Origin of the sequence: Citrobacter sp. Cu096 (assembly GCF_030332285.1) — a bacterium.
Lineage (GTDB): Bacteria > Pseudomonadota > Gammaproteobacteria > Enterobacterales > Enterobacteriaceae > Citrobacter > Citrobacter meridianamericanus.
Map to the genome: position 1 here is coordinate 146,168 of NZ_JAOWID010000022.1, position 19,820 is coordinate 165,987.

Sequence of the window (19,820 nt, forward strand, 5' to 3'; positions counted from 1 at the left end):
TAAAAATTTGTGAGATTATAGATGAAAAGTCAATTATTTCAAGATTTAAATAAAAGAATACAAACAAAATAGCAAAAATTAATTACTGAAAGCTTTTTAATATTGCTGATATATATATATAAGAATCTACTACTACCGATGTATTAGTTAAGTTCACCATTTGCAACTCAACCGCTCCGGCATTGAAACTTGCGACCTGTATAACTAATTGCGGGTATAGCTTTTGCAATGACCAACTTACAGCGGCACCTTGTTTTAAATTTTCAAATGGTATTGTTTGTGTATAAGTACCACCAGATACAATTGTTGTTGATATACTGTAATTAACAAACTGCTTATTATATATTCCTGCTAAAGAATGAATTTCCTCTCTAAACTGAGTTTTCAACTGATTGTTTGGTATATTTTCTCCATTATCTGTACCTATTACATTGCTTCTATGTCCGTTTGGATTTATTGTTGACCAGTTTACTTTTGTTGGGTCATTGTATGGGAATAATGATAGCCCTACAAATGTTTGCCTTCCTGGGTCTTTTGCCAAACAAGTAAATTCTGGATTACCGTTATCAATGCTAGTGTTTATCCATACGTTATGATATGGGGAATTTATTGAAAAGAACCATTCAAATACTGACTTGCATCCCTCAATATTGCATGTCATAAATGTGTTTGTTTCGTATACTCCGCGAACATTACTGAAATCATACGCCAGTTCATTTGATGACCACGTGTTACTGATAAATGTGTTTCTATTAACAACGCCGCCAAATCTAACTGCTCTGGTACTTCCTCCACCGTAACATTGTTCAATTATTCCGAAATAGCACTGACCGCCAGCCGTTGGATCATAAGCGTTTGGATAAGTGATCACACCGCCAGATTCAGTCCTTGTATCATCTATCCATTTATTAAATGAAATATCATTATTGAATAAATCCATTCTTATTCTTTTTAACTTGAAGTAAGATGAATCACCAATATCAATTGCATCTATGTCTTTTGCAGTTCGGCCTACCAGATAAATATCCTCAATCCCGATATTATTGCATCCTGGAACCCATCCAGATGGTCTGTTAGACCTGATCATTGTCTTCCATGCAGGGAAACCACTAGAGGCTCTTATTAATGTCTTATCGTAACCACCACCTTTCAACGTAACGCCTGGATATAGCAACACTGTATCTGAGATATAGAAATCACCAACGACTGTTACCTCTGGAATTCCTAAAGTGTGCGCTGCCACAATTGCAGCCTGGAGGTTTGCTGTCAGATCCGGTTGTCCGCTAATCACTCCGTCAAGGACAAAATCAGCAGCCAAATCGATAGAGTTTCTGAGCTTTCTGTCTACCGTGGTGAGTTGTGAGGATGGCTGGTTGAGATTGTATCCAACCATAGTGGATCCGTCTGCAGACTGTAGTTCTGCGGTGAATCTCTGCTCGAACTGGTCAGGGTCGTACTTTAATACGTTTGGAAAGTAAAACTGCTGTGCATTGCCTGAATCAAATACTGACATTGCGTAGCCTTCCACGGTAACGAACTTTGCAATCTGTCCGTTGTATACCGGGAATCCTCCAGCATTTATTATGATCGGCTGTGAAACAGGAACATGGCTTCCATCCTCGTTTTCGATATATACCTGCACAGAATTAGCAGGATCTGTCATTTCACCGGGTGGAGTATCAATCTTAGAAATATATATTTTCCCATTAGCCATAGCCTTAAATGATCTTGGCATCGTGAACAACTGAGAAGGCATGGACACAACGATATTGGCTGTGATATCTGGCATTTACTGTGCTCCGGGCGCAGCAAAGCCGCACAAGCTAAAACTTGCGCAGCGTTGCGTCATATTTGGTTTATAATGAGTTAAAAATCAGGGGGATTTATGGAACGTGACTTTCTTAACTTTGCGTTGTTACTATGCGGAATTGTCGTAGGTAAGTTGTTATTCGCTTAATGCGTCTGATTTAGCGCCTTGAGCAACAGAGTTAACAGCCCGCTCAACATCAGCCAATGCCTTTTCGAAGGCCGTAGAACCACGTGGCGTGTTAGCCAGACGAAGCATCGCATTTCGCGCCGGTTCACTCTCATACATTCTCGCCAGTAATCCGTATCCACCACCGGCTCCAACTAGAGCTGGGTTTGTTGCTGATCCAATTCCTAAGATGAACGGGATTGTCTGCTGACCTGTTGGCGTTGTTACCCCGGCCTGCCCTGCTCGCTTGGTTGACTCAAGATAGTTTTTCAGACCCTTCAGATATGCAGCGTCGCGGCCCTTGAATGCTATTCCCGTCTGGTTAGACATCAGATTAACCTGGCGCAGGAATTGGTCAGGAGAACCGCCTGATTTCTCCATAGCCTTTCCGATAATACCGTTACGCATTTGTGCGCGGCCCACCTGACCGACTGACCGGTACAGATTCTGAACCTCTGATTTGTTCTTGCTGAAAAGCATGTTGTTGACCACTTCAGGAGTAAGGTCTCCTTTCATGATCACGTTCTTGAGGCGAGTATTCTGGAGTTTGTTAGCTTCGTCAGCGTATATGGCGTTAGCTTGCTTATAACGACGCAGGGTGTCATTACCAAGATTCTGTCCGATAGCGCTGTCGATATCACCAGTCATTGCATTGTAAATACGCTGAATGGCTGCATCAGATCGGTTTGGTAAGACTGTCCTCTCTCCTTTAACATCCTGCCTAAACTGGCTTCTCAATCCGCTTAACTGCTGCAAATCCATTGCCATCGGGCCGCTTGCTCCAGCATTGCGGGTAAGCTCATCGCGATAGGCCTGAAGCTTAGAAATCGTATCGTTATCCGCAACCTTTCCAAGTTTCTGCAAACTGGCTATTTCAGTATCAATCTGCTGAATTGCCTTTGACGGCTGAATGTTTACGCCTGACATTGCGTTTTGTACTTGCTCCAGTCGATTACCAGCTGCGCGTTTAATGCCTGATGTTTTAGATTTCAGACTACCAACCACAATCGACGGATCATACTCACCAAACCGTGATGCAAACTCATCTACCAACTGGCTGCGTGCTTCTTGTTGGCTGGCCCGCATAGTGCTTGTGCCAGCGAATGGAATATTCTCAGCAGTAGTTTGCGCCATGCGACCGACGCGGGAATTCGGCTGCAAAACGTCAGTGGTATGCAGAGGAACATCAGCAGCATTAGCGAACTGAATAGCCTGCTGTGCTTCTGGTGCGATCGTACCTCTAATTCCACGATAAGCAGCACCGGCTGCACGGCCTAGCTGGTTAATCGCTCCACCCAATACGACACCTGTTCCTAAGTCTGTTGCCAGTGCTTCCGGGTTATCACGTTCACTATTTGCAGCCAATGAACCAACAGCGTTTTCTGCCAGCAAACGAGATGCACCATGAGCAACACGACCGGCTATAGATGGAGCTTGCGCTGCAATTCTCTCTGCACCAACAGGAGTCAAATATGGCAACGCTTCAGAGAATATTTTACCTTCCGTCGTCTGTGGAGTAAGAGAACCTTGTTGCAATCCAAAGTCCTGCTCAAGTCCTTGAGTCGTGACGCGTGGTGCTGGCTGATATGTTCCATCACCTATGCCAAGCTTCTGGCCAGCCCATGCCCCGGCGCTGGCGACAGCATCAGCCATTGATGCCGGGATGTTCGCCAGGTTAACGCCAGCCTGAAGCAATCCACGTCCAGTCTCTGCTGCGGCATTCCCAAGATCGGACATGAAGCCACCTTGCTGCTGTGGCTGCGCCGGACCCTGTGGTTGTTGTACTGGCTGTTGAGCCGTTGGAGGTGGATAAGCAGCATAGAAAGCCTGTTTAGCCTGTTCTGCATCGTTTCCGGCTTGCGGAGCTACTACTTCATTGAAGTATTGCTCCTGCGCCTGCGCTTTCTGCTCTGGTGCTAATGCCTGGTACTGTTGAGAGGCAATAACGTCTTTCCATGCCTTAGCCATTAATCACCCCATAGAGACTGGTAGCCATTTTGCTGTTGTGGTTGTTGCGCTGCCGGTGCTACCGGCTCCTGGTAATCAAACTGCTTCTTCACAGTCCCCAGCTTACTTTCTAACTGAGTACGAATTTTACCTATTGACGATCTAAACGCGTCTTCGCTCATCTTTGGACTCAGGGCACCAACAGCGTCAGATAGTTTTTTACCTTCAGCATCAGACAAGGCCCCCATACCTTTTAAGCTAGCCACCATAGGTAAGAACGTCTGTGCCTTGAAGGTATCAAGACGGGCCTCGAAGTTTGCAGCATCAGAACCTGGTACTGTTGGGAAGGCAGATCTGACCCCTACCGCCTTTGACAATCCTGGACTTTTTTCAATCTCACCAAGAGAATCAAGCGCGGTACTGAACGTATCAACAGCCCCCTGTGCTGCCGCCTGTCTGTCTGCTTTTGCTACTTCTGCCTTCTGGCGTACATCTGCTTGCTTCTGCTTAAGCTCATCCAGTTTTATCTGGTTAGTCTCTCTGGCGATTTGACGATCGAGAACCTTATCCTGTAATTCGGCCCGCTGAATCTCACGGGAAAGCGCCGCGTTCTGAGCGCTGATGTTTTGCCCACGGACGGTGATATCCTGCCCGCGTTGCTGAAGCGCCTCTCCAGCCTGATTGCTTCGAATATCCTCAGCAAGCTTTCCTCGGTCAATATCACGACCAGCAACTTTATCCTGAATATCGAAATACTTTTCAGGTCCAACAGCGTGCATCCCGATCAGGTCTGTTAGCTGCGTAAAACCTTCAGGGCTTTGCTGGTATGTCTGCCACGCCTGCTCAGGAGAAACACCGATTTGCTGAAGCGTGTTCTGATGAGTTGCAATCTCTCTCATGACCGCATCCGGCCCCTGAGCAGCTGCAATATTTAATCGCGCCGACATATCGCCCATAGCCTGATTTTTGTCAGCATCAACAAACCCCATGCCCTGGCGGATTGTCTCAATCTGGTCCGGATTCGTGGCCGCGAGTTGGCGCAAGGCATCGCGATCACCTGCGGCATAAGCCTGACCGAATGCCTGCTGAAATTCAGATAATCGCTTAGCCGCCTCACCCTGACCAATGGCCTGACCTACCGCACCAAGACCCTGAGCAAGTTGAACACCTACATTGGGACGCTGACTGAAGTCGTAGCTTGATAGTGATGGCTGCCCTGGCGCGTTTTGGTTTGCTACCTGCATTGATGGCAGACCAGCGAGTTGAAATGTAGCCACGATAACTCCTTAGAAGAGTGAGCCAAGCAATCCGATACCAGCACCGATACCAGCACCCCATGGCGTTGAAGTACCTAACAGGCTTGCAATACCAGCACCGGCAAGTGCACCGCTCGTACCGCCGCTAATGGCGCTACCAAGCGTTGATTGTCCAGAGCCCTGAGAGCGGATAGCCGCCATCTGCTGCGCGAGATTCCCGGCGTTGTTGGCATAGTTCTGACCGGCTGACGCCTGGCCAGCTGCCGCAGACTGACCGACATTTAACAGGTTGCCGTAGTTCTGCATCTGCCCTGAAAGCCAGTTCTGTCCAAGCGTTGGCGCGATGGATGCCAGTTGGTTTGACGTTGCTGTAGAACCAAGGCCACCGGTTGCTTCTGCTGCATTCAGTGACTGATAACGAGCCTGATTAGCCAACTGATTATATTGGTCTGAGTTGTAATACTGGTTTAGTGCATTGCCCTGACCTTCCAGTGTGGACAATTGCTGGATTTGTTGTAGAGCTGGCAAGCCGGCAGCAGCATATGGTGCTAATTGCTCCATTACACGGTTGAACTGCTCGTTCTGAAGGTCAGCTGCATATTTAGTTGCCTGCGCAGCTTCCTTCTGTCCTCCGCTTGAGCCGCCCTTACCACCTTTCAGGTACAGGCGATTCTCGAGATGTTTACTCGCAATCTGAAAAATTAGCATGTTGTTACCTATCTTGAATGACGGGAGAGGAAGTCGATTAGCTCTTCGCGGGTTGCTGAATAGAAAGTGACGTCGTCTACGCCTTTGAAATACTTCTTGATGGTTCCTACACGAGTCATACCGATCATCGCGCAGTAAATCTGTCCGTGACGGAATTTATGCGCTGCATAGGATATGACGCAGGCAAAGTTAGTCGTGGCGATGATGTGTCGCCAGAACGCCAGACCAATGTCTTTGCTGAATCCTCTGGCGTGTGGCAGATACATCGCGTGGCAGTCGAATGTTAACGGCTGCGTTTCGTGGTAATACACGATGCCGCCGAACTCTCCGTGTACATGAACTTCGAAATATTTCGTGTCGGGCTTGTAGTCATAACCGTCGCCGTTGTTGCTTCCGGCGATAATGTCAGGATGATTGCCGACAGCCTCAACCAAATCGGCATCTCGCGTTGGCTTGAATGTAATCATCATTGCTCCGCGATAATTTTTATGGTCGTGGCAGTGAATGCCGCACCGTTTGCCTGAATGGTGATGGTGCTGCCATTGGTAGCAAGGAAACCACCCTGATCGACACTGAAGAACGTTGCTAAGAGAATGTTGTCCGTTGCCGTGGCAGCATTACGACTGGCTACCAGCGTATCGGGAACCGCTCCTGAGAAAGTAAGCTGCATTGACCGGTTTGTCGTGCCGCCCGGGTAACTGCCGATCATAGACAACTTGAAATTCAGCGTCTTGTTCTCGTTGTAGACGGTCAGCTTGTCCGTGGTTGTGTTGAAGAACGGCAGCAATGTACCTGATGATGGCGTCAGAGCCTTGAGCATCGTGATTAGGTTGGTGGCGGTGGTCGGGATAACCTGCGATATGCCGGTGTAAACAACCTCTGACTTCTTACGAGTCGTGGCATATTCAAGAGCATCAATGCGCGTTTCGTGGTCCGCTAACTCTGCCTCATTGGCCGTGATTCGCGTTTCGTGGTCAGCAAGCTCTGTTTCAATGTCGATAACCTTATCAAGAAGGTAATCGACATCATTCCGCAGTACATCAATCTTACCTTCAGCTGTCGTCAGTCGCACATCGAGTAACTGAATAGCCTGGGTGTTCGCTGTGATTCTTCCCTCGTGATCAGCGAGAGTTACGTCCTGCTCATCGTTCTTAACTTGCGCCTCATACGCGCCTTGACCAGCCTCGTTTGCTTTACCTGCTACGTTGGTGAAGTCGATAGCCTGTGACAAGATGTATTGCGTGTACGCCGGGCTCCAGCCGACAGGAATCGATGACGCATTCAGGCTTACTGCGCGAACAATGACTGGATCATTAAGGTTCGGATCAGCCATCACTCAATCCTTATCTGTGCGCCTGATAATGTGACAGGTGACTTGGTGATAACCCTGATTTTGAAGCCGACGTTTTTACGGATGCGCCCGATACGCTTCCAGATGACTCGTTTGTCGTAAACGAATGGCGCGTTCTGCTCAATCATCTGCTCTCGGCCATAGTTGATGCCGTCAGTGGTGGATGAAAGGAATAGCCGGTCAGCGTATTGCGCCACGCCAGTTGATGATTCAACTTCGAAGTCGAATACCCGGGCGTTATCAGCTTTGAAAAGCGGCGTGAATAACAGGTGCTCCTGCTGCTTTTCGTACTGGCTGGAGATATCGAACTGAAGAGCGCCCTTTACTGATTCCATTTTGTCTCCGCAGGTGATCGTGTTCCCTTCGTACATGAAGTCGATAGCGCGGTAGACGTCGTCATACAGACCCGTTTTCAGGATGCACCACTGCGCCCCGTTCTGTGACGCAGTTCCGTCATATACCAGCACGTGGCGCGGAAGGTGAATCATCAGCAATTCGTGAGAATCGAAGCGCAGAGATTCCATTACAGCTGTCGATAGCTCAGCAGCAGTATATTCGCGAAGAATCTTCTCTATGCTCGCCGTGGCGATCGGAGTGGCCCGTCCGGAGTCGATGATATAAACCGAAGGGGCACCAGTTGCCGGGTTGCTGACGATGGCGTAAGCGTCCATGAACACGCACTTGCAGAACGTACCGGCTATACCTTTTGGCACCATGTACGCAGGGTTGGCAACGTAGAGCGCCGCACCGACTGTAGATGTTCCTGTCAGTGTGAAATACTCAATGGTGGATAACCGAACACGCGAAGCAAATCGACTCGATTTTCAGTGATGATGTCCCAAATATGTCCCATCTGGAAAATAAGGAACTTGCAGAAAATGGGTAAGTTACTGAAATATAATGGCACGCCCTGTAGGATTCGAACCTACGACCTACGGCTTAGAAGGCCGTTGCTCTATCCAACTGAGCTAAGGGCGCATTGCGAAGTGATTACTTCATGCAGATGAAACGCGTGAATTATACGGTCAGCGCCTGCTGAGTCAATGCCTTTTGATTTCGGTTGCTGACGAAGTGTACGAATGTTGATTTTTTCTGCTTGTTCAAAGGTATCCAGGAAATCACCTGGTAACAACTCAGCTCACAAAACGTCAGATTTAGGGATACATGTATTTAGAATATTTATGATTTTGCTTAACATTCCTTTATCCCTCTCCAGCGGTTCAGGAACTCTTTAATGTTAAGTATTGCCATCAAGGAAGAAAACAGTCACTTCGAACATGGACTGAAAATCATCATCTCCCACCTGGCGAATCAGTGGCATCAGGAGATTTGCTTTTTGCCTGTCGAGGATATCGATCGCGCTGAAATCGCGTTTATCTCACTGGATGAAGATTGGCTCAGCGCCGATTGCTACCAGGTTCCGGTCCACACCAGGCGCCAACACAGGGTGGTTATCTGTAGCAAAAACGATAAAGATAAGCTGATGTTCAGACCCTGCCTGTACATGTTGCCGCTAATCTATCGGGAAGATGACGTAGATGAGATAACCAAAAAACTGGTCCTCATCCTGCAAAAACGCGCGCTGCGCCACAGCGTACCTGCGACTATCTGCCATTACTGCACTACCCGCAACTTTTCTGTCGCAGAACGCCAGTTCTTAATGTTTCTCGCCAGCGGATACACCTTAGCCGAAACGGCTCACCTGCTCTCAATTAGCGATCTTCAGGCCAAAGCGACTCGACGCGACATAATGAAAAAGCTGCATGTGAAAAACGATCAGCAATTCTTAAGATACATCCGCGCCCATCTGAATTTTCTACAAAATTAGACGGGATATCTCTGCCTAATTTTTATTGAGAAATATCTCATCCTCAATTAAGTATCGGCTCCTACTGTACCTATCCTCAGACTGCCAGAATAAACCAGAAATACTATTTCCGGAGTAACAGAAAGACACACCCGGTAATATTTTATCTAATATCAGAGAGAGGTTGAACTGGATAAAACGATCTTTTGGGCATTGAGTAAGACACCAGAAAATTTCCGGCAGATTATTCTGATGAGATACGCAATTGCCAGTCTGATGATTGTTGAAGTACTGAAACCCAACGGCACAAGGACATAACCCTTACGCTGGAAAAAATTTGGGTCAGGGATGTTTATAGTCAGCAATTTATCCAGACCTGCCGCAACAGAAATGGAATGAAAAAGGATGCACAGCGCAAAACGCCGGGATCGCTATCGCCGCATACGAAACCCTAACTGTACCTGGCAATATCCCCACTGTACCTCACAAGTATTTGACCGGCTCGAGTATCTGGCGCAAAAACTCGAACATAATTTACCGGACGACACTATATCTCAGGCGATAATCACAACAGACTACTACCTGGCCTATGCACTAAGTCGACATTTATTCTCAGGTACTCGTACGGCGATCTTCCAGAGCGTTGAGTCGGCCTTACTCAGCATCCAGGAGTCGGTAATTAGCCAGTTTGTGATTGACATAGAAAGCTTAACAACTCCTTATTTCGATATACTTGAATGTTTGCGCCAGCTAATTAAGCAGCGTAGTGACATTCAGATCTTCATAATGCTTCCCAGTCGTGATGACGATCTGACTACCTTTATTTCACTGTCCGGTCCATTCTATATCTTGTCACGCAATTTACACCTCCCTGAGATACGTATAGCCTTATTATCTCCGGTTCCAAATTATTTTCACTCAAGGTGCATTAATCAGCTCGATTGGGAGATGATTACCTTACTTTTACAAGGTAACTCCTTAAAAAATATTGCATTATTACAAGCACAACCCTACCACCGTATCATCTATCGCCTGAACCAGTTGATTACGCGCCTGGGATTGCCCAACAGACAGCGCTTTTTGCATCTGATACACCGCCTCAGCGTTACCTCTCTTCATTTAATTTAACATCATAACCCTATGTGCCATAAGATTTTTTAGGAAATTACTTATTCTCGAATAAGAATAAAGATCTAATTTTTACAAATATTTAATATTTACAACTATTCCTGGTATTATATCTGGTACCACTTTCACAGTTAACCTTACTGATTCTGTGCATTTCGATATAAAAAAGCATAATTTCAGTCTTAACAAAACCTAAACAATTAGTCTATTGTATTGTTTTTACCATTTAAAAAAAATTTTCAATCTGCCATAATTCGAACCACAGATCAATAATACCAATAGCCATTAACACATCTGGAACTTTCAGAATATCCTAACTGACATTAACATCCGGGATGTCGTAAGTCTTTTCCGAAAGAACAGAGCAGGTATAATCCTCTTAGTTTCCTGATTAATTGTTAGTTTCCCGGTGTGAAATGGATTTTCCACAAATTCATTGTTCTGCAGAAGAATAACAGAATAAACAAGGATGAAATAATATTTATTCGATTCTCCTCAGAACAATTCTTGGCTATTTGACAATATTATAACGCCTGATGTTTTATCAAATTCGCAAGATACGCAAACAGTTTGAGGCATACAAAAATGAAACCAGCATCCGTTATCATTATGGACGAACACCCTATTGTCAGAATGTCGATAGAAGTACTACTCGAGAAAAACAGTAATATTCAGGTAGTATTGAAAACCGACGACAGCCGTACGGCAATAGAACATCTGCGCACGTACCCCGTCGATCTTGTCATCCTGGATATTGAACTACCTGGCTCTGATGGGTTTACATTGCTCAAAAGAATAAAATCATTGCAGGAGAAAACTCGGGTACTGTTTCTATCTTCAAAATCTGAGTCTTTTTATGCCGGGCGTGCTATCCGGGCCGGTGCAAATGGTTTTGTCAGTAAACGAAAGGATCTCAATGATATCTATAATGCGGTAAAAATGATTTTATCGGGATATTCTTTTTTTCCGTCGGATACCCTTAACTTCATTAACAATATAAATGCACAAAAAGGTGTGCTGAATGACATGCCGCTCTCTAACCGCGAGGTTACGGTTTTGCGTTATCTGGCAAACGGTCTGTCCAATAAGGAAATTGCTGAACAGTTGTTACTCAGCAATAAAACGATTAGTGCTCACAAGGCTAATATCTACTCCAAGCTCGGGTTGCACACCATCGTTGAGCTGATCGATTATGCAAAAATGCATGAGTTAATGTAATAACACTCCCGGCGAGATGTCGTTCGGGAGCGTCTTGTCAGCGCATTGATTAGTTATAGTTAATCATAAACGTGGCATCAGCCCTGGCAACACCTGGCTGAACCCCATCAGCTAACGCGATGTAGTTAGCGAAAAAGGTTAGTGTGGCATTGCCGTTCTCATCAATACTCACTGACTCGCTGGCCTGCTCAAGAGGCAGTCGCGTACGGTCGCTGTCGTGCAGTTCAATCGCCACCTTTTGCGCCATGACCACATCATCGAGCGCCAGCAGCGTCGTGCCCGGAGCCGGAGTACCGGAAAACGTTATCGAAGCGGATCCCGGCGGGCAACCTTCAAGCTTCAGCGTAAACGCGACCGGTTGAGTGGTATCTCCGCTGGTCTGAAGCTGCTTTGTCGGCCAGGTCCCTAACTCCACCGACTTATTGCTGTCGCTGGCAATCACTGCGCAGGTAAAGTCCACCACATTACCACGCAGTTCAATATTGATTTCACCCAGCGACGAGGAGGCATGGCACAACAAACTAAATGTCAGCAGGGACACCATCGTCAGAAGCCCCCATGTGGATGGCATTGGCTTATTAGTCATAATCCACTCGCAGATAGCCACGAGCCGTAAAAGGCCCTTCGGTAGGTTTATTCCCCGTTACGCTGACCGGCCATGCCCGAATACCGACCCTGGCTGCGGCGTTATCATCCAATTGAAAGGGGATATTGCTGGACAAATTGTTAGGCGTCAGCGGGTTACCACTGCTATCGGCGACGATAAAACCTAAATCCGGGTTGTCAGATACCATCATTTGTCCGGTGGCTTTCTCAGCCTCTACACGCATGGTTAAGTAGGCCTGTGCCGCGACGTTGGTACATTTTATCGCCACCGTTTTGGTCTGCGGATTGATGCCTTCGGGCCGGTTTCCCGCTCCCGCCTTGCTGAATAGCGATGCGCCAATATCACCAAAATCAAACTCGACAATCTGCCCGGCATTCACTTCACAGTTTTGTGGAACCTCCACCTTGCCGCTGTAGCTGATGGTATACACCGGCGTACTTAGCGCATCCCCGGTACTGGTCGTGACATAAACACTGAACATCGTCTGCCGCGGAATCGGAACCATATTAATAAACGGACGGATCACTTTGAGTTTAAACACCAGCTTTGAATCCATTACGCCAAAAGGCTGCTGTTTAGGTACGTTGGGGTGAGTCCCCATACGGATATAGCTACGCGGGGGATAAAATAGTCCGGCATAGCTGTCGGTGATGCTCATGGCTCCCAGCAGGTAGTCATTGAGCTTCAGATACTGAAAACCGCCCTCGGTACTTTGCACCGGAAGTTCAGTAACATAGCTTCGGTAAGTGTAATTCACCGTCGTTCCGGCCGGGCAGGTAGCATTCACGCCAATCCAGCCCGATTTTTCCGGTAACGTTACCACCTGTCCCGGCTGGTTGTTGCTGCTGTTAAAGACATTCGACAAATCGTAAAAAACATCCGTTGGCGTGCCATTCGAGTTCTGGCAGACCGTCGCCCATGACGAATGGGCAATCAACAATAAAGCGCTTCCCAGTAATAAACCCGTTTGTCTTTTCATCGTATTATTCCTGTCGTGCCGTTGGAGATTCGCACGTCACGTTCGTGAGCGTCACCGCCTGTTTCAGGCTATCCTCAGGCAAGGCATAGCGCGCCACGCAGCGAGCGTTTGCGCCTTCTCCCCACTGGATCAGCAACTCGCCTTTGAGCGGCAGACCACTGAGATAAATTTGCCCGTCTTCGCCCACCATACTGGTCACGCCGCTGGTGTTTTCCCGCACAATAGAGCCAAACGGCACGAGTTTACCGGCATGTCTGGCGGTAATCAGCGCCCGCACGCCGATTCGCGTATCAAACGCCGCTCGCACCAGTGCCCCTTGCGTTGGCACGACGCTGCTGACGTTATTTTCCACATCGGTATTGTTATTCATGGAATTGGTGTCCAACGCGACGCGGTTATAGCGATAGACGGTGGCATACGGCATCACCGCGTATCCACGCCAGTCGGTTTGAACGCCGGTCTGGTTTTCTATCCGCACCCCCTGTGCGCCAGGCGCTTTAATCAACACGTTGGTATCGCCCAGAGGCTGACTGAGCGTAATGCCGTCCGCATGCCCAACCACGCCGCCGGAGAGCTGCCAGTTGTAGTCATGCTGATCGCGATCGTAGTTGTATCCCACGCCCAGCGTGCCATAGGCCGCCTGCCAGTTGGCACTGGCGTTTCCACTGTAGCCATTGGTGCTGCTGTGCCCCTGATTCACGCTGTAGCTCAGGTTGCGTCCATCCAGCAACGTACCGCCGATCCCGCTCTGCCAGCTATTTTGTCCATTGCTATTACGGTTGGCATTAAAGGTGGCGTAGGTGCGATCGAAAGCGCTATCTCGCGAGTAGCGCCGTCCGCTCAGCAGGCTGAACGGTATTGACATATTGAACGCGACAATACGGTCGGTGTCGGAGATGCCAACCGATTCATTCCACGACCAGGATAGTGAATAGCTAATCCCCTGCCAGCCGCTGGCATAGCCCAGTTGATACCAGGTATTGGTGTCTGAAGTGTTCCAGTATGTCTGCTGGCTACCCGAGATATACAGCGATCCGTAATCCCCCAGATTTTGCGAAATGTTGATCTGGAAACGGCCTTTTTTGCTGTAGTTCAGGTTGTGGTAACTCTTCACATCGGGCACATCGTGGCGATTGCCTTCGCTGTCGTATTCGTACTCATAACCTTCCATACTGCGATACGCCACATCGTCGAGGGTGTAGAAACCACGCGTAGAGTAGCGATATCCCAACAACTGAAAGTTGGTGCCAAAATTGTTCAGCGATTTCGCATACAGAAAACGCAATGACTGCCCCTGATGCGTACTGTCATCCGCCAGTTGGCTGCGAGCATGGGTTAGATCGACTGAAACCGCCCCCCAGTCCCCCAGGTTTCGGCCTGTACCTAAAACTAACGCGGTGTAGCGTGAGGCCAACTGCGTCCCACCATACGCGGTGTAGCCTTCTGGTAACCCGGCAATTAATGTTCCCTGGAAAAAGAACGGAGAAGACTGTTGGCTATTGCCGCTGCGAAAATCCCCGGCGACCACGTCATATTTGAAACGCCCTTCCCGCTGTAATAAAGGAACCGTGGAGTAAGGCACCGTATAGCGTTGTTGGCTGCCGTCCTTCTCATCCACCGTGACCTCAAGATCGCCGCTGGACGATGTCGGGTTAAGATCGGTTATCGAGAAAGCGCCGGGTGAAACATAGCTTTGATAAATCACATAGCCATTCTGGCGAATGGTCAGTTTCGCGGCGGTACGCGCAATGCCACGAACGGTTGGCGCATAGCCCTGTAAGCTGTCGGGATACATACTGTCAGAGGAGTAAAGGCGCGCACCGCGAAAACCGACGCTGTCAAAAACGTCGTTGCCGGTGTTGCTGTCGCCCATCACCAGTTCCCCCTTCAGCGGGATAATCGCGCGCTGAAGCCATGTGCCGATGTTTTTCCAGCTTTGTGAGCGGTACCCATCGCCCTTGGAATAGCTCCAGGCACCGTTGTTTCTCAACCGCCAGGGGCCATAGTTCAGACCACTGAGCATACTCAGAAAATAGCTGTCCGTATCACTACCACGGCTGCCGGTGAAACTGTAGTTAACCAGCGCGGCCGGAATGCCTTCATCCCACTCTTCCGGTGGAATATAGCCGCGCGCGCTGTTTAACATCGAGGCCTGTGGCAGGCTGATGTTTAGTCGCAGGGTAGAAAAATCAAACGCAATCTCGCTGCCTGGAATCGCTTCAGGTAGATTGATACAGGTATCGTTAGGATCCTTACTGAGTGCCGGAAACGCGGCGATATTGACGCCAAGACGCTTCACCCAGTCGAGCCCAAAGCACGGCATCAGCCCGCCGGACTTCTCGCCTGCTTTTGCCGCACTGGTGACAAAACGAATATCCTGAGTGGCAACAAACTCATCATTGCGCCAGATATCCACACGATAGACACCTTCAGGCTGGTGATTGCCTTTTTCAAAACGTGATAAATCCGCCACGGTTGCCGTATCCGCAGATAAAAAGGCCGGATTAAAATAGCTTTCCCCGTAGCTGAGAGAGGGAAAAAGCGCCGCCAGCGTGGACAACGCCACCCCCGCCAGCGGTGGCGTAACCCCCGGAAACAGGCCAGGAAAATACGTTGTCTTATTCATCGTTATCTCAACGCACACTAACCGTTTTGGCCGGGGTCACAGCGCCATAATCATTGACCGTCTGGAACGTAACGTTGCCCTGCACGCCCGTTGGTAACAGAACCTGTGCATCGCTTTTCGGTGCAACCATCACGTTATCTACCTTCGTTTTCCCCACGTTGAGATTGACCAACGTGACGTAATACGCTGACGGATTGTTAATTTTCAGGTGATTGCCGGAACGGGCAAACGTCAACATCCCCGGCGCATCTTCCGGGATTTGCGGCAAATTATTCGGACGCACGAAAAGTTTGATACGTGACAGGATCGCCAGTTGTAAAACGTTTTTGCCCTCAAGGCTGTTTTTATTGACTGACGGAATGGCTTTTACGTTCATCCAGAACAGCGACTCACGGTCTTTGGGTAGCGGAACACCTGCATAGATGATACGCAGCGTGTTTTCGCTTTTGGGTTCGCTAACAAACAGTGGAGGTGTAACCACAAACGATTTTTCTTTAACACCTGCGCTATTCTCAATCCATGAATTTACCAGGTAACGTTCTTTGGTATCGCTATTGCCAATAGACAGGGACGTTTGTTTGGCATCAGCCGGATAAATAACGCGAGTGGCGCCTAATGCAATACCGCCAGCAGCATGAACACTGGCAGCAGAAAATAAGGCCAGAAAAAGGATAAAACCTGATTTCAGATAATTAGACATAAGCTACAAATACCTTTGATGCGATTATCGTTGGGAAATAAATCAGGGATAAACCAACGTAAACCACACGTCTGAACGAAGCGTTCCCGGGGTTATATTTTCCGATACAGCCCGATAGCGAGCAGTGAAATGAAACGTCATTTCTTGCGTTATAATTGGCGCATAATGAAGCGGCAGCGCATTCGGAATAATTTGCCGTTGACGCTCATCAAATAATGCCAGACCGATCCCCGAAGCCGCAGACGCATCACCGCTTGCAAGAAAAACCTGGGGATCTTCGGCTGGCGTCACGCCTGCAAAGGCAATCCCAACATGGTCATAAACATCGGCGCTGCACGACGTTAAGCGCAGTGAAAACGGAACACTGGTAGAGGCGAAGCTTCCCGTCCCGGAGAAAGCATTCGTACGATACTGCCCCATTTGCACCCGCATATTCTGACTGTCAGTGGCGACCGTACAAGCACCATTGACGAGCTGTCCACGTAAGTGGAGGCGACCACTTTCCAGTATCACCGTATGTGCAAACACAGGCATTACGCACAGCATTCCTGCCAGCGCTACGCCTTTCCCTATCATCTGCCGCATCCTTCATCATCCCCGGATATTGCCTCATCCATTGAGGCGAACGTCATCCTTGCGCAACTCAAAACGGCTTATTCGTACTTCATGATGAACGTTGCGTCGGCATTTGCCTGACCCGGCGTAGCGCTTGCGGCAGTCGCTTTATAACGTGCAGAGAAACGCAGGGTGTTGGTTCCTTCTACCAGCGCCTGAGCGGTAGAGAAGGTCGCGCCATCAGGTTTCAGCGCAGTAGAGGCGTTGTCCAGAATCTCGATACCTACACCGCCAGCGGTGGTGGTGTTATTCCCTGAAGAAACAGCCAGCAGAGCCGAGTTGGTGGCATCCGCCTGACCAGAGAAAGCCACGGCTGCCGTCGCAGCAACGGCAGGATCGCAGTCATTCAGCACGATGGAGAACGGAATTTGTGCTGTTGTATCACCCACTGCGGCAAAACTGGCAGTACGATACTGGCCTAAAGTGACAACCTGATCGGATGACTGAGTACTGACTGCACAGGCTGCATTGACCAGTTCACCTTCAAAATGCACAGTACCGCCGCTCACGCTTACCGGATCGGCTGCAACCGCAGCACCTGCGACTAACATCAGGCTGGCAATAACAGAAGAGGTCATTAATTTACGTTTCATGGATTTCCCTTGAATTACACACATCCGGCTCCAGCATCCTGCGGGATCCGTTTTCATTATCGACATTAAATGTCAGGCTAATTATCTCTGCATCCTGTAAAGATATATATCGTAAGAGAATTAGCTAACCTTTTACCCTGACTCTCCTGAGTATTTGATTTACTAATTATCCTTCGCGAATATGACTATTCGTCACAGCGATAAATTAAACATTTCAATTAATGAAAAATACCTGCAAATCCTTTTAATAGCCCTGGCTAATTCTTAATTGGATCTAAGAAAAGTCTTGGTTAATATTACCTAAATGCCGCCTTAATAGTACGTAACAGTCTGGTTTATGAAGCATTACCCATAGAAAACCCAGGGTGATGAGATGTTTCATTCACGTTAATTTTAATTAGCGTGCTCATCATTTATTCGTTAGACTTTAGTCTCTGTACTGACACCATTTCCAGCCCGTGACAGCCCTGGCGCACATAAAAACGCAAACGAAAACTGACAGCACGTCCCGCTTCTGACAAAATAGTGGCATCCCCTTCGATTTAACGTAACAGACGGAATCCTCTCTCTGATGGCAGCAAAGATTATTGACGGTAAAACGATTGCGCAGCAGGTGCGCTCTGAGGTTGCTCAAAAAGTTCAGGCGCGTTTAGCGGCTGGATTACGCGCTCCGGGCCTGGCTGTTGTGCTGGTAGGTAGCAACCCGGCTTCGCAAATTTACGTCGCGAGTAAACGCAAAGCCTGCGACGAAGTGGGGTTCGTCTCCCGCTCCTATGACCTGCCCGAAACCACCAGCGAGGCGGAGCTTCTTGAGCTGATCGATACGCTCAATGCAGATACCACCATCGACGGTATTCTGGTACAACTGCCGTTACCTGCCGGTATCGACAACGTTAAAGTGCTGGAGCGTATTGCACCGGATAAAGACGTTGACGGTTTCCACCCGTATAACGTCGGTCGTCTGTGCCAGCGTGCGCCGCGCCTGCGTCCATGTACCCCGCGCGGTATTGTGACCCTGCTTGAGCGTTACAACATCGACACCTACGGCCTGAATGCGGTCGTCATTGGCGCTTCAAACATTGTCGGTCGCCCGATGAGCATGGAACTGCTGCTGGCTGGCTGCACCACCACCGTTACCCATCGCTTCACCAAAGATCTGCGTCGCCACGTTGAGCATGCCGATCTGCTAATTGTTGCCGTCGGTAAACCGGGCTTTATTCCCGGTGAGTGGATCAAAGAAGGCGCAATTGTGATTGATGTCGGCATCAACCGTCTGGAGAATGGTAAGGTTGTTGGCGATGTGGTCTTTGAAGATGCTGCCGCACGCGCGTCATATATCACGCCTGTCCCAGGCGGCGTAGGCCCAATGACCGTCGCCACACTTATCGAAAACACGCTCCAGGCGTGTGTTGAATATCATGATGTAAAGGACGTTTAAGATGGCCACATTTTCACTGGGGAAACACCCACATGTTGAACTCTGCGATCTGCTGAAGCTGGAAGGCTGGAGTGAAAGCGGCGCCCAGGCAAAAATCGCCATTGGCGAAGGGTTGGTGAAGGTCGATGGTGTAGTAGAAACGCGTAAGCGCTGCAAAATCGTTGCCGGACAGACCGTAAGCTTTGAAGGCCAAAGCATTACCGTCGTGGCATGATCCCTGGTGCCGGATGAGGTTAACCCCCTGTCCGGCTACTTCCTCTCTCATTTTCAGATAATAACTTCATCACCACTTCACAGCGAATTGTTAGCATGTCGTTTTTCCACACGAAGCGATCATCATGCCAACAATTGTTACCCACGCAGCCGTGCCACTCTGCTTAGGGTTAGGTCTCGGGCTTAAAGTCATCCCCCCGCGCTTACTGTTTACTGGCGTCGTTCTGGCTATGCTGCCAGATGCCGATGTGTTGTCATTTAAGTTCGGTGTCGCCTATGGCAATGTGTTTGGCCACCGTGGATTTACCCACTCACTGCTGTTCGCCTTCGTGGTACCGCTGCTGTGCGTAATCATTGGCCGACGATGGTTTAAAGCCGGACTGATTCGCTGCTGGTTATTCCTGACGGTTTCACTGTTGTCGCATAACCTGCTGGATTCTGTCACCACCGGCGGTAAAGGCGTCGGCTGGCTGTGGCCGTGGTCGGATGAACGGTTCTTCGCACCGTGGCAGGTGATTAAAGTCGCCCCGTTCGCGCTATCACGCTACGCCACACCATATGGGCATCAGGTAATAATTTCGGAGCTGATGTGGGTTTGGCTGCCGGGCGTTATGATGATGGGTGTGCTGTGGTGGTACAAACGTCATTAATAGTGCCTG

At 48.7% G+C, this 19,820-nt stretch carries 18 protein-coding genes, 1 tRNA gene and 1 pseudogene; 6 read left to right on the top strand and 14 right to left on the bottom strand.

The features are described 5' to 3' along the window. Positions 1 to 82: 82 nt before the first annotated feature. The 8 genes and pseudogenes from OGX99_RS07405 to OGX99_RS07440 all read right to left on the bottom strand — a co-directional run bounded on the left by OGX99_RS07405 (position 83) and on the right by OGX99_RS07440 (position 8,215). Positions 83 to 1,789: a phage tailspike protein gene (locus OGX99_RS07405; RefSeq protein ID WP_286543101.1), complete on the bottom strand. Its 1,707-nt coding sequence runs from the start codon at positions 1,787 to 1,789 to the stop codon at positions 83 to 85. Between the two features lie 156 nt (positions 1,790 to 1,945). Further along, entirely contained in the window at positions 1,946 to 3,943 is a 1,998-nt protein-coding gene (locus OGX99_RS07410; protein ID WP_286543103.1) for a P22-gp16 family phage DNA ejection protein, read from the bottom strand. Continuing rightward, complete coding sequence (locus OGX99_RS07415; RefSeq protein WP_286543106.1) at positions 3,943 to 5,199, bottom strand: phage DNA ejection protein; 1,257 nt, start codon at positions 5,197 to 5,199, stop codon at positions 3,943 to 3,945. Before OGX99_RS07415 ends, OGX99_RS07410 begins: the two co-directional genes overlap by 1 nt. A 9-nt stretch (positions 5,200 to 5,208) precedes the next feature. Beyond that, positions 5,209 to 5,886, bottom strand: coding sequence for a P22-gp17 family phage DNA ejection protein (locus OGX99_RS07420; RefSeq protein ID WP_286543107.1), 678 nt, complete (start codon positions 5,884 to 5,886; stop codon positions 5,209 to 5,211). An 8-nt stretch (positions 5,887 to 5,894) separates the two neighbouring features. Continuing rightward, positions 5,895 to 6,353 carry a DUF2824 family protein gene (locus OGX99_RS07425; protein ID WP_286543247.1) on the bottom strand — a complete coding sequence of 153 codons (459 nt, stop codon included), beginning with the start codon at positions 6,351 to 6,353 and terminating at the stop codon, positions 5,895 to 5,897. Next, positions 6,353 to 7,219 (bottom strand): tail needle knob protein, encoded by an 867-nt coding sequence (locus OGX99_RS07430; RefSeq protein ID WP_286543109.1) that lies wholly within the window; start codon positions 7,217 to 7,219, stop codon positions 6,353 to 6,355. Before OGX99_RS07430 ends, OGX99_RS07425 begins: the two co-directional genes overlap by 1 nt. Next, positions 7,219 to 8,028 (bottom strand): annotated as a pseudogene (locus OGX99_RS07435) (packaged DNA stabilization protein); the annotation flags it as partial. The pseudogene OGX99_RS07435 and the gene OGX99_RS07430, both read right to left, overlap by 1 nt. 110 nt (positions 8,029 to 8,138) lie before the next feature. Further along, positions 8,139 to 8,215, bottom strand: a tRNA-Arg gene (locus tag OGX99_RS07440). Between the two features lie 256 nt (positions 8,216 to 8,471). Here OGX99_RS07440 and fimW point away from each other — a divergent pair. The 3 genes from fimW to fimZ all read left to right on the top strand — a co-directional run bounded on the left by fimW (position 8,472) and on the right by fimZ (position 11,390). Beyond that, the gene (fimW, locus tag OGX99_RS07445) at positions 8,472 to 9,065 is read left to right on the top strand and encodes a fimbria biosynthesis transcriptional regulator FimW (protein WP_278238020.1); all 594 of its coding nucleotides are present in this window, start codon (positions 8,472 to 8,474) and stop codon (positions 9,063 to 9,065) included. A gap of 384 nt (positions 9,066 to 9,449) precedes the next feature. Continuing rightward, positions 9,450 to 10,172, top strand: a complete 723-nt coding sequence (gene fimY, locus OGX99_RS07450; RefSeq protein ID WP_151218680.1) for a fimbria biosynthesis regulator FimY — start codon at positions 9,450 to 9,452, stop codon at positions 10,170 to 10,172. A gap of 585 nt (positions 10,173 to 10,757) precedes the next feature. Next, entirely contained in the window at positions 10,758 to 11,390 is a 633-nt protein-coding gene (gene fimZ / locus OGX99_RS07455; RefSeq protein WP_003021902.1) for a fimbria biosynthesis transcriptional regulator FimZ, read from the top strand. Positions 11,391 to 11,439: 49 nt separating this feature from the next. Here fimZ and sfmF read toward each other — a convergent pair whose 3' ends face one another. From sfmF to fimA, 6 genes are all read right to left on the bottom strand, one after another. Continuing rightward, the gene (sfmF, locus tag OGX99_RS07460) at positions 11,440 to 11,934 is read right to left on the bottom strand and encodes a fimbria assembly protein (protein ID WP_151225080.1); all 495 of its coding nucleotides are present in this window, start codon (positions 11,932 to 11,934) and stop codon (positions 11,440 to 11,442) included. Between the two features lie 34 nt (positions 11,935 to 11,968). After that, positions 11,969 to 12,976 (bottom strand): type 1 fimbria D-mannose specific adhesin FimH, encoded by a 1,008-nt coding sequence (gene fimH, locus OGX99_RS07465; RefSeq protein WP_151218679.1) that lies wholly within the window; start codon positions 12,974 to 12,976, stop codon positions 11,969 to 11,971. 4 nt (positions 12,977 to 12,980) lie between these two features. Further along, on the bottom strand, positions 12,981 to 15,602 hold the full coding sequence (locus OGX99_RS07470; protein WP_286543111.1) for a fimbrial biogenesis usher protein: 2,622 nt from the start codon (positions 15,600 to 15,602) through the stop codon (positions 12,981 to 12,983). A 7-nt stretch (positions 15,603 to 15,609) separates the two neighbouring features. Continuing rightward, the gene (gene fimC / locus OGX99_RS07475; RefSeq protein WP_151218677.1) at positions 15,610 to 16,302 is read right to left on the bottom strand and encodes a type 1 fimbria chaperone FimC; all 693 of its coding nucleotides are present in this window, start codon (positions 16,300 to 16,302) and stop codon (positions 15,610 to 15,612) included. Positions 16,303 to 16,344: 42 nt separating this feature from the next. Beyond that, entirely contained in the window at positions 16,345 to 16,878 is a 534-nt protein-coding gene (gene fimI, locus OGX99_RS07480) for a type 1 fimbrial protein subunit FimI (RefSeq protein WP_151218676.1), read from the bottom strand. Between the two features lie 77 nt (positions 16,879 to 16,955). Then, the gene (fimA, locus tag OGX99_RS07485) at positions 16,956 to 17,510 is read right to left on the bottom strand and encodes a type 1 fimbrial major subunit FimA (protein WP_151218675.1); all 555 of its coding nucleotides are present in this window, start codon (positions 17,508 to 17,510) and stop codon (positions 16,956 to 16,958) included. A 571-nt stretch (positions 17,511 to 18,081) separates the two neighbouring features. Between fimA and folD the strand changes: the two genes are divergently transcribed. From folD to OGX99_RS07500, 3 genes are all read left to right on the top strand, one after another. Further along, positions 18,082 to 18,948 carry a bifunctional methylenetetrahydrofolate dehydrogenase/methenyltetrahydrofolate cyclohydrolase FolD gene (gene folD, locus OGX99_RS07490; RefSeq protein ID WP_003021887.1) on the top strand — a complete coding sequence of 289 codons (867 nt, stop codon included), beginning with the start codon at positions 18,082 to 18,084 and terminating at the stop codon, positions 18,946 to 18,948. Between the two features lies 1 nt (position 18,949). Beyond that, complete coding sequence (gene ybcJ / locus OGX99_RS07495; RefSeq protein ID WP_048212377.1) at positions 18,950 to 19,162, top strand: ribosome-associated protein YbcJ; 213 nt, start codon at positions 18,950 to 18,952, stop codon at positions 19,160 to 19,162. A gap of 124 nt (positions 19,163 to 19,286) precedes the next feature. Next, positions 19,287 to 19,811 (top strand): metal-dependent hydrolase, encoded by a 525-nt coding sequence (locus OGX99_RS07500; protein WP_286543114.1) that lies wholly within the window; start codon positions 19,287 to 19,289, stop codon positions 19,809 to 19,811. Positions 19,812 to 19,820: the final 9 nt, after the last annotated feature.

Coding starts and splice junctions, on each gene's coding strand:
- fimZ (WP_003021902.1), top strand. CDS start 10,758: ATGAAACCAGCATCCGTTATCATTATGGACGAACACCCTATTGTCAGA.
- OGX99_RS07500 (WP_286543114.1), top strand. CDS start 19,287: ATGCCAACAATTGTTACCCACGCAGCCGTGCCACTCTGCTTAGGGTTA.
- sfmF (WP_151225080.1), bottom strand. CDS start 11,934: ATGGTGTCCCTGCTGACATTTAGTTTGTTGTGCCATGCCTCCTCGTCG.
- fimI (WP_151218676.1), bottom strand. CDS start 16,878: ATGATAGGGAAAGGCGTAGCGCTGGCAGGAATGCTGTGCGTAATGCCT.
- fimW (WP_278238020.1), top strand. CDS start 8,472: ATGTTAAGTATTGCCATCAAGGAAGAAAACAGTCACTTCGAACATGGA.
- folD (WP_003021887.1), top strand. CDS start 18,082: ATGGCAGCAAAGATTATTGACGGTAAAACGATTGCGCAGCAGGTGCGC.
- fimY (WP_151218680.1), top strand. CDS start 9,450: ATGCACAGCGCAAAACGCCGGGATCGCTATCGCCGCATACGAAACCCT.
- OGX99_RS07425 (WP_286543247.1), bottom strand. CDS start 6,353: ATGATTACATTCAAGCCAACGCGAGATGCCGATTTGGTTGAGGCTGTC.
- OGX99_RS07405 (WP_286543101.1), bottom strand. CDS start 1,789: ATGCCAGATATCACAGCCAATATCGTTGTGTCCATGCCTTCTCAGTTG.
- fimC (WP_151218677.1), bottom strand. CDS start 16,302: ATGTCTAATTATCTGAAATCAGGTTTTATCCTTTTTCTGGCCTTATTT.
- OGX99_RS07410 (WP_286543103.1), bottom strand. CDS start 3,943: ATGGCTAAGGCATGGAAAGACGTTATTGCCTCTCAACAGTACCAGGCA.
- OGX99_RS07420 (WP_286543107.1), bottom strand. CDS start 5,886: ATGCTAATTTTTCAGATTGCGAGTAAACATCTCGAGAATCGCCTGTAC.
- fimA (WP_151218675.1), bottom strand. CDS start 17,510: ATGAAACGTAAATTAATGACCTCTTCTGTTATTGCCAGCCTGATGTTA.
- fimH (WP_151218679.1), bottom strand. CDS start 12,976: ATGAAAAGACAAACGGGTTTATTACTGGGAAGCGCTTTATTGTTGATT.
- ybcJ (WP_048212377.1), top strand. CDS start 18,950: ATGGCCACATTTTCACTGGGGAAACACCCACATGTTGAACTCTGCGAT.
- OGX99_RS07470 (WP_286543111.1), bottom strand. CDS start 15,602: ATGAATAAGACAACGTATTTTCCTGGCCTGTTTCCGGGGGTTACGCCA.
- OGX99_RS07430 (WP_286543109.1), bottom strand. CDS start 7,219: ATGGCTGATCCGAACCTTAATGATCCAGTCATTGTTCGCGCAGTAAGC.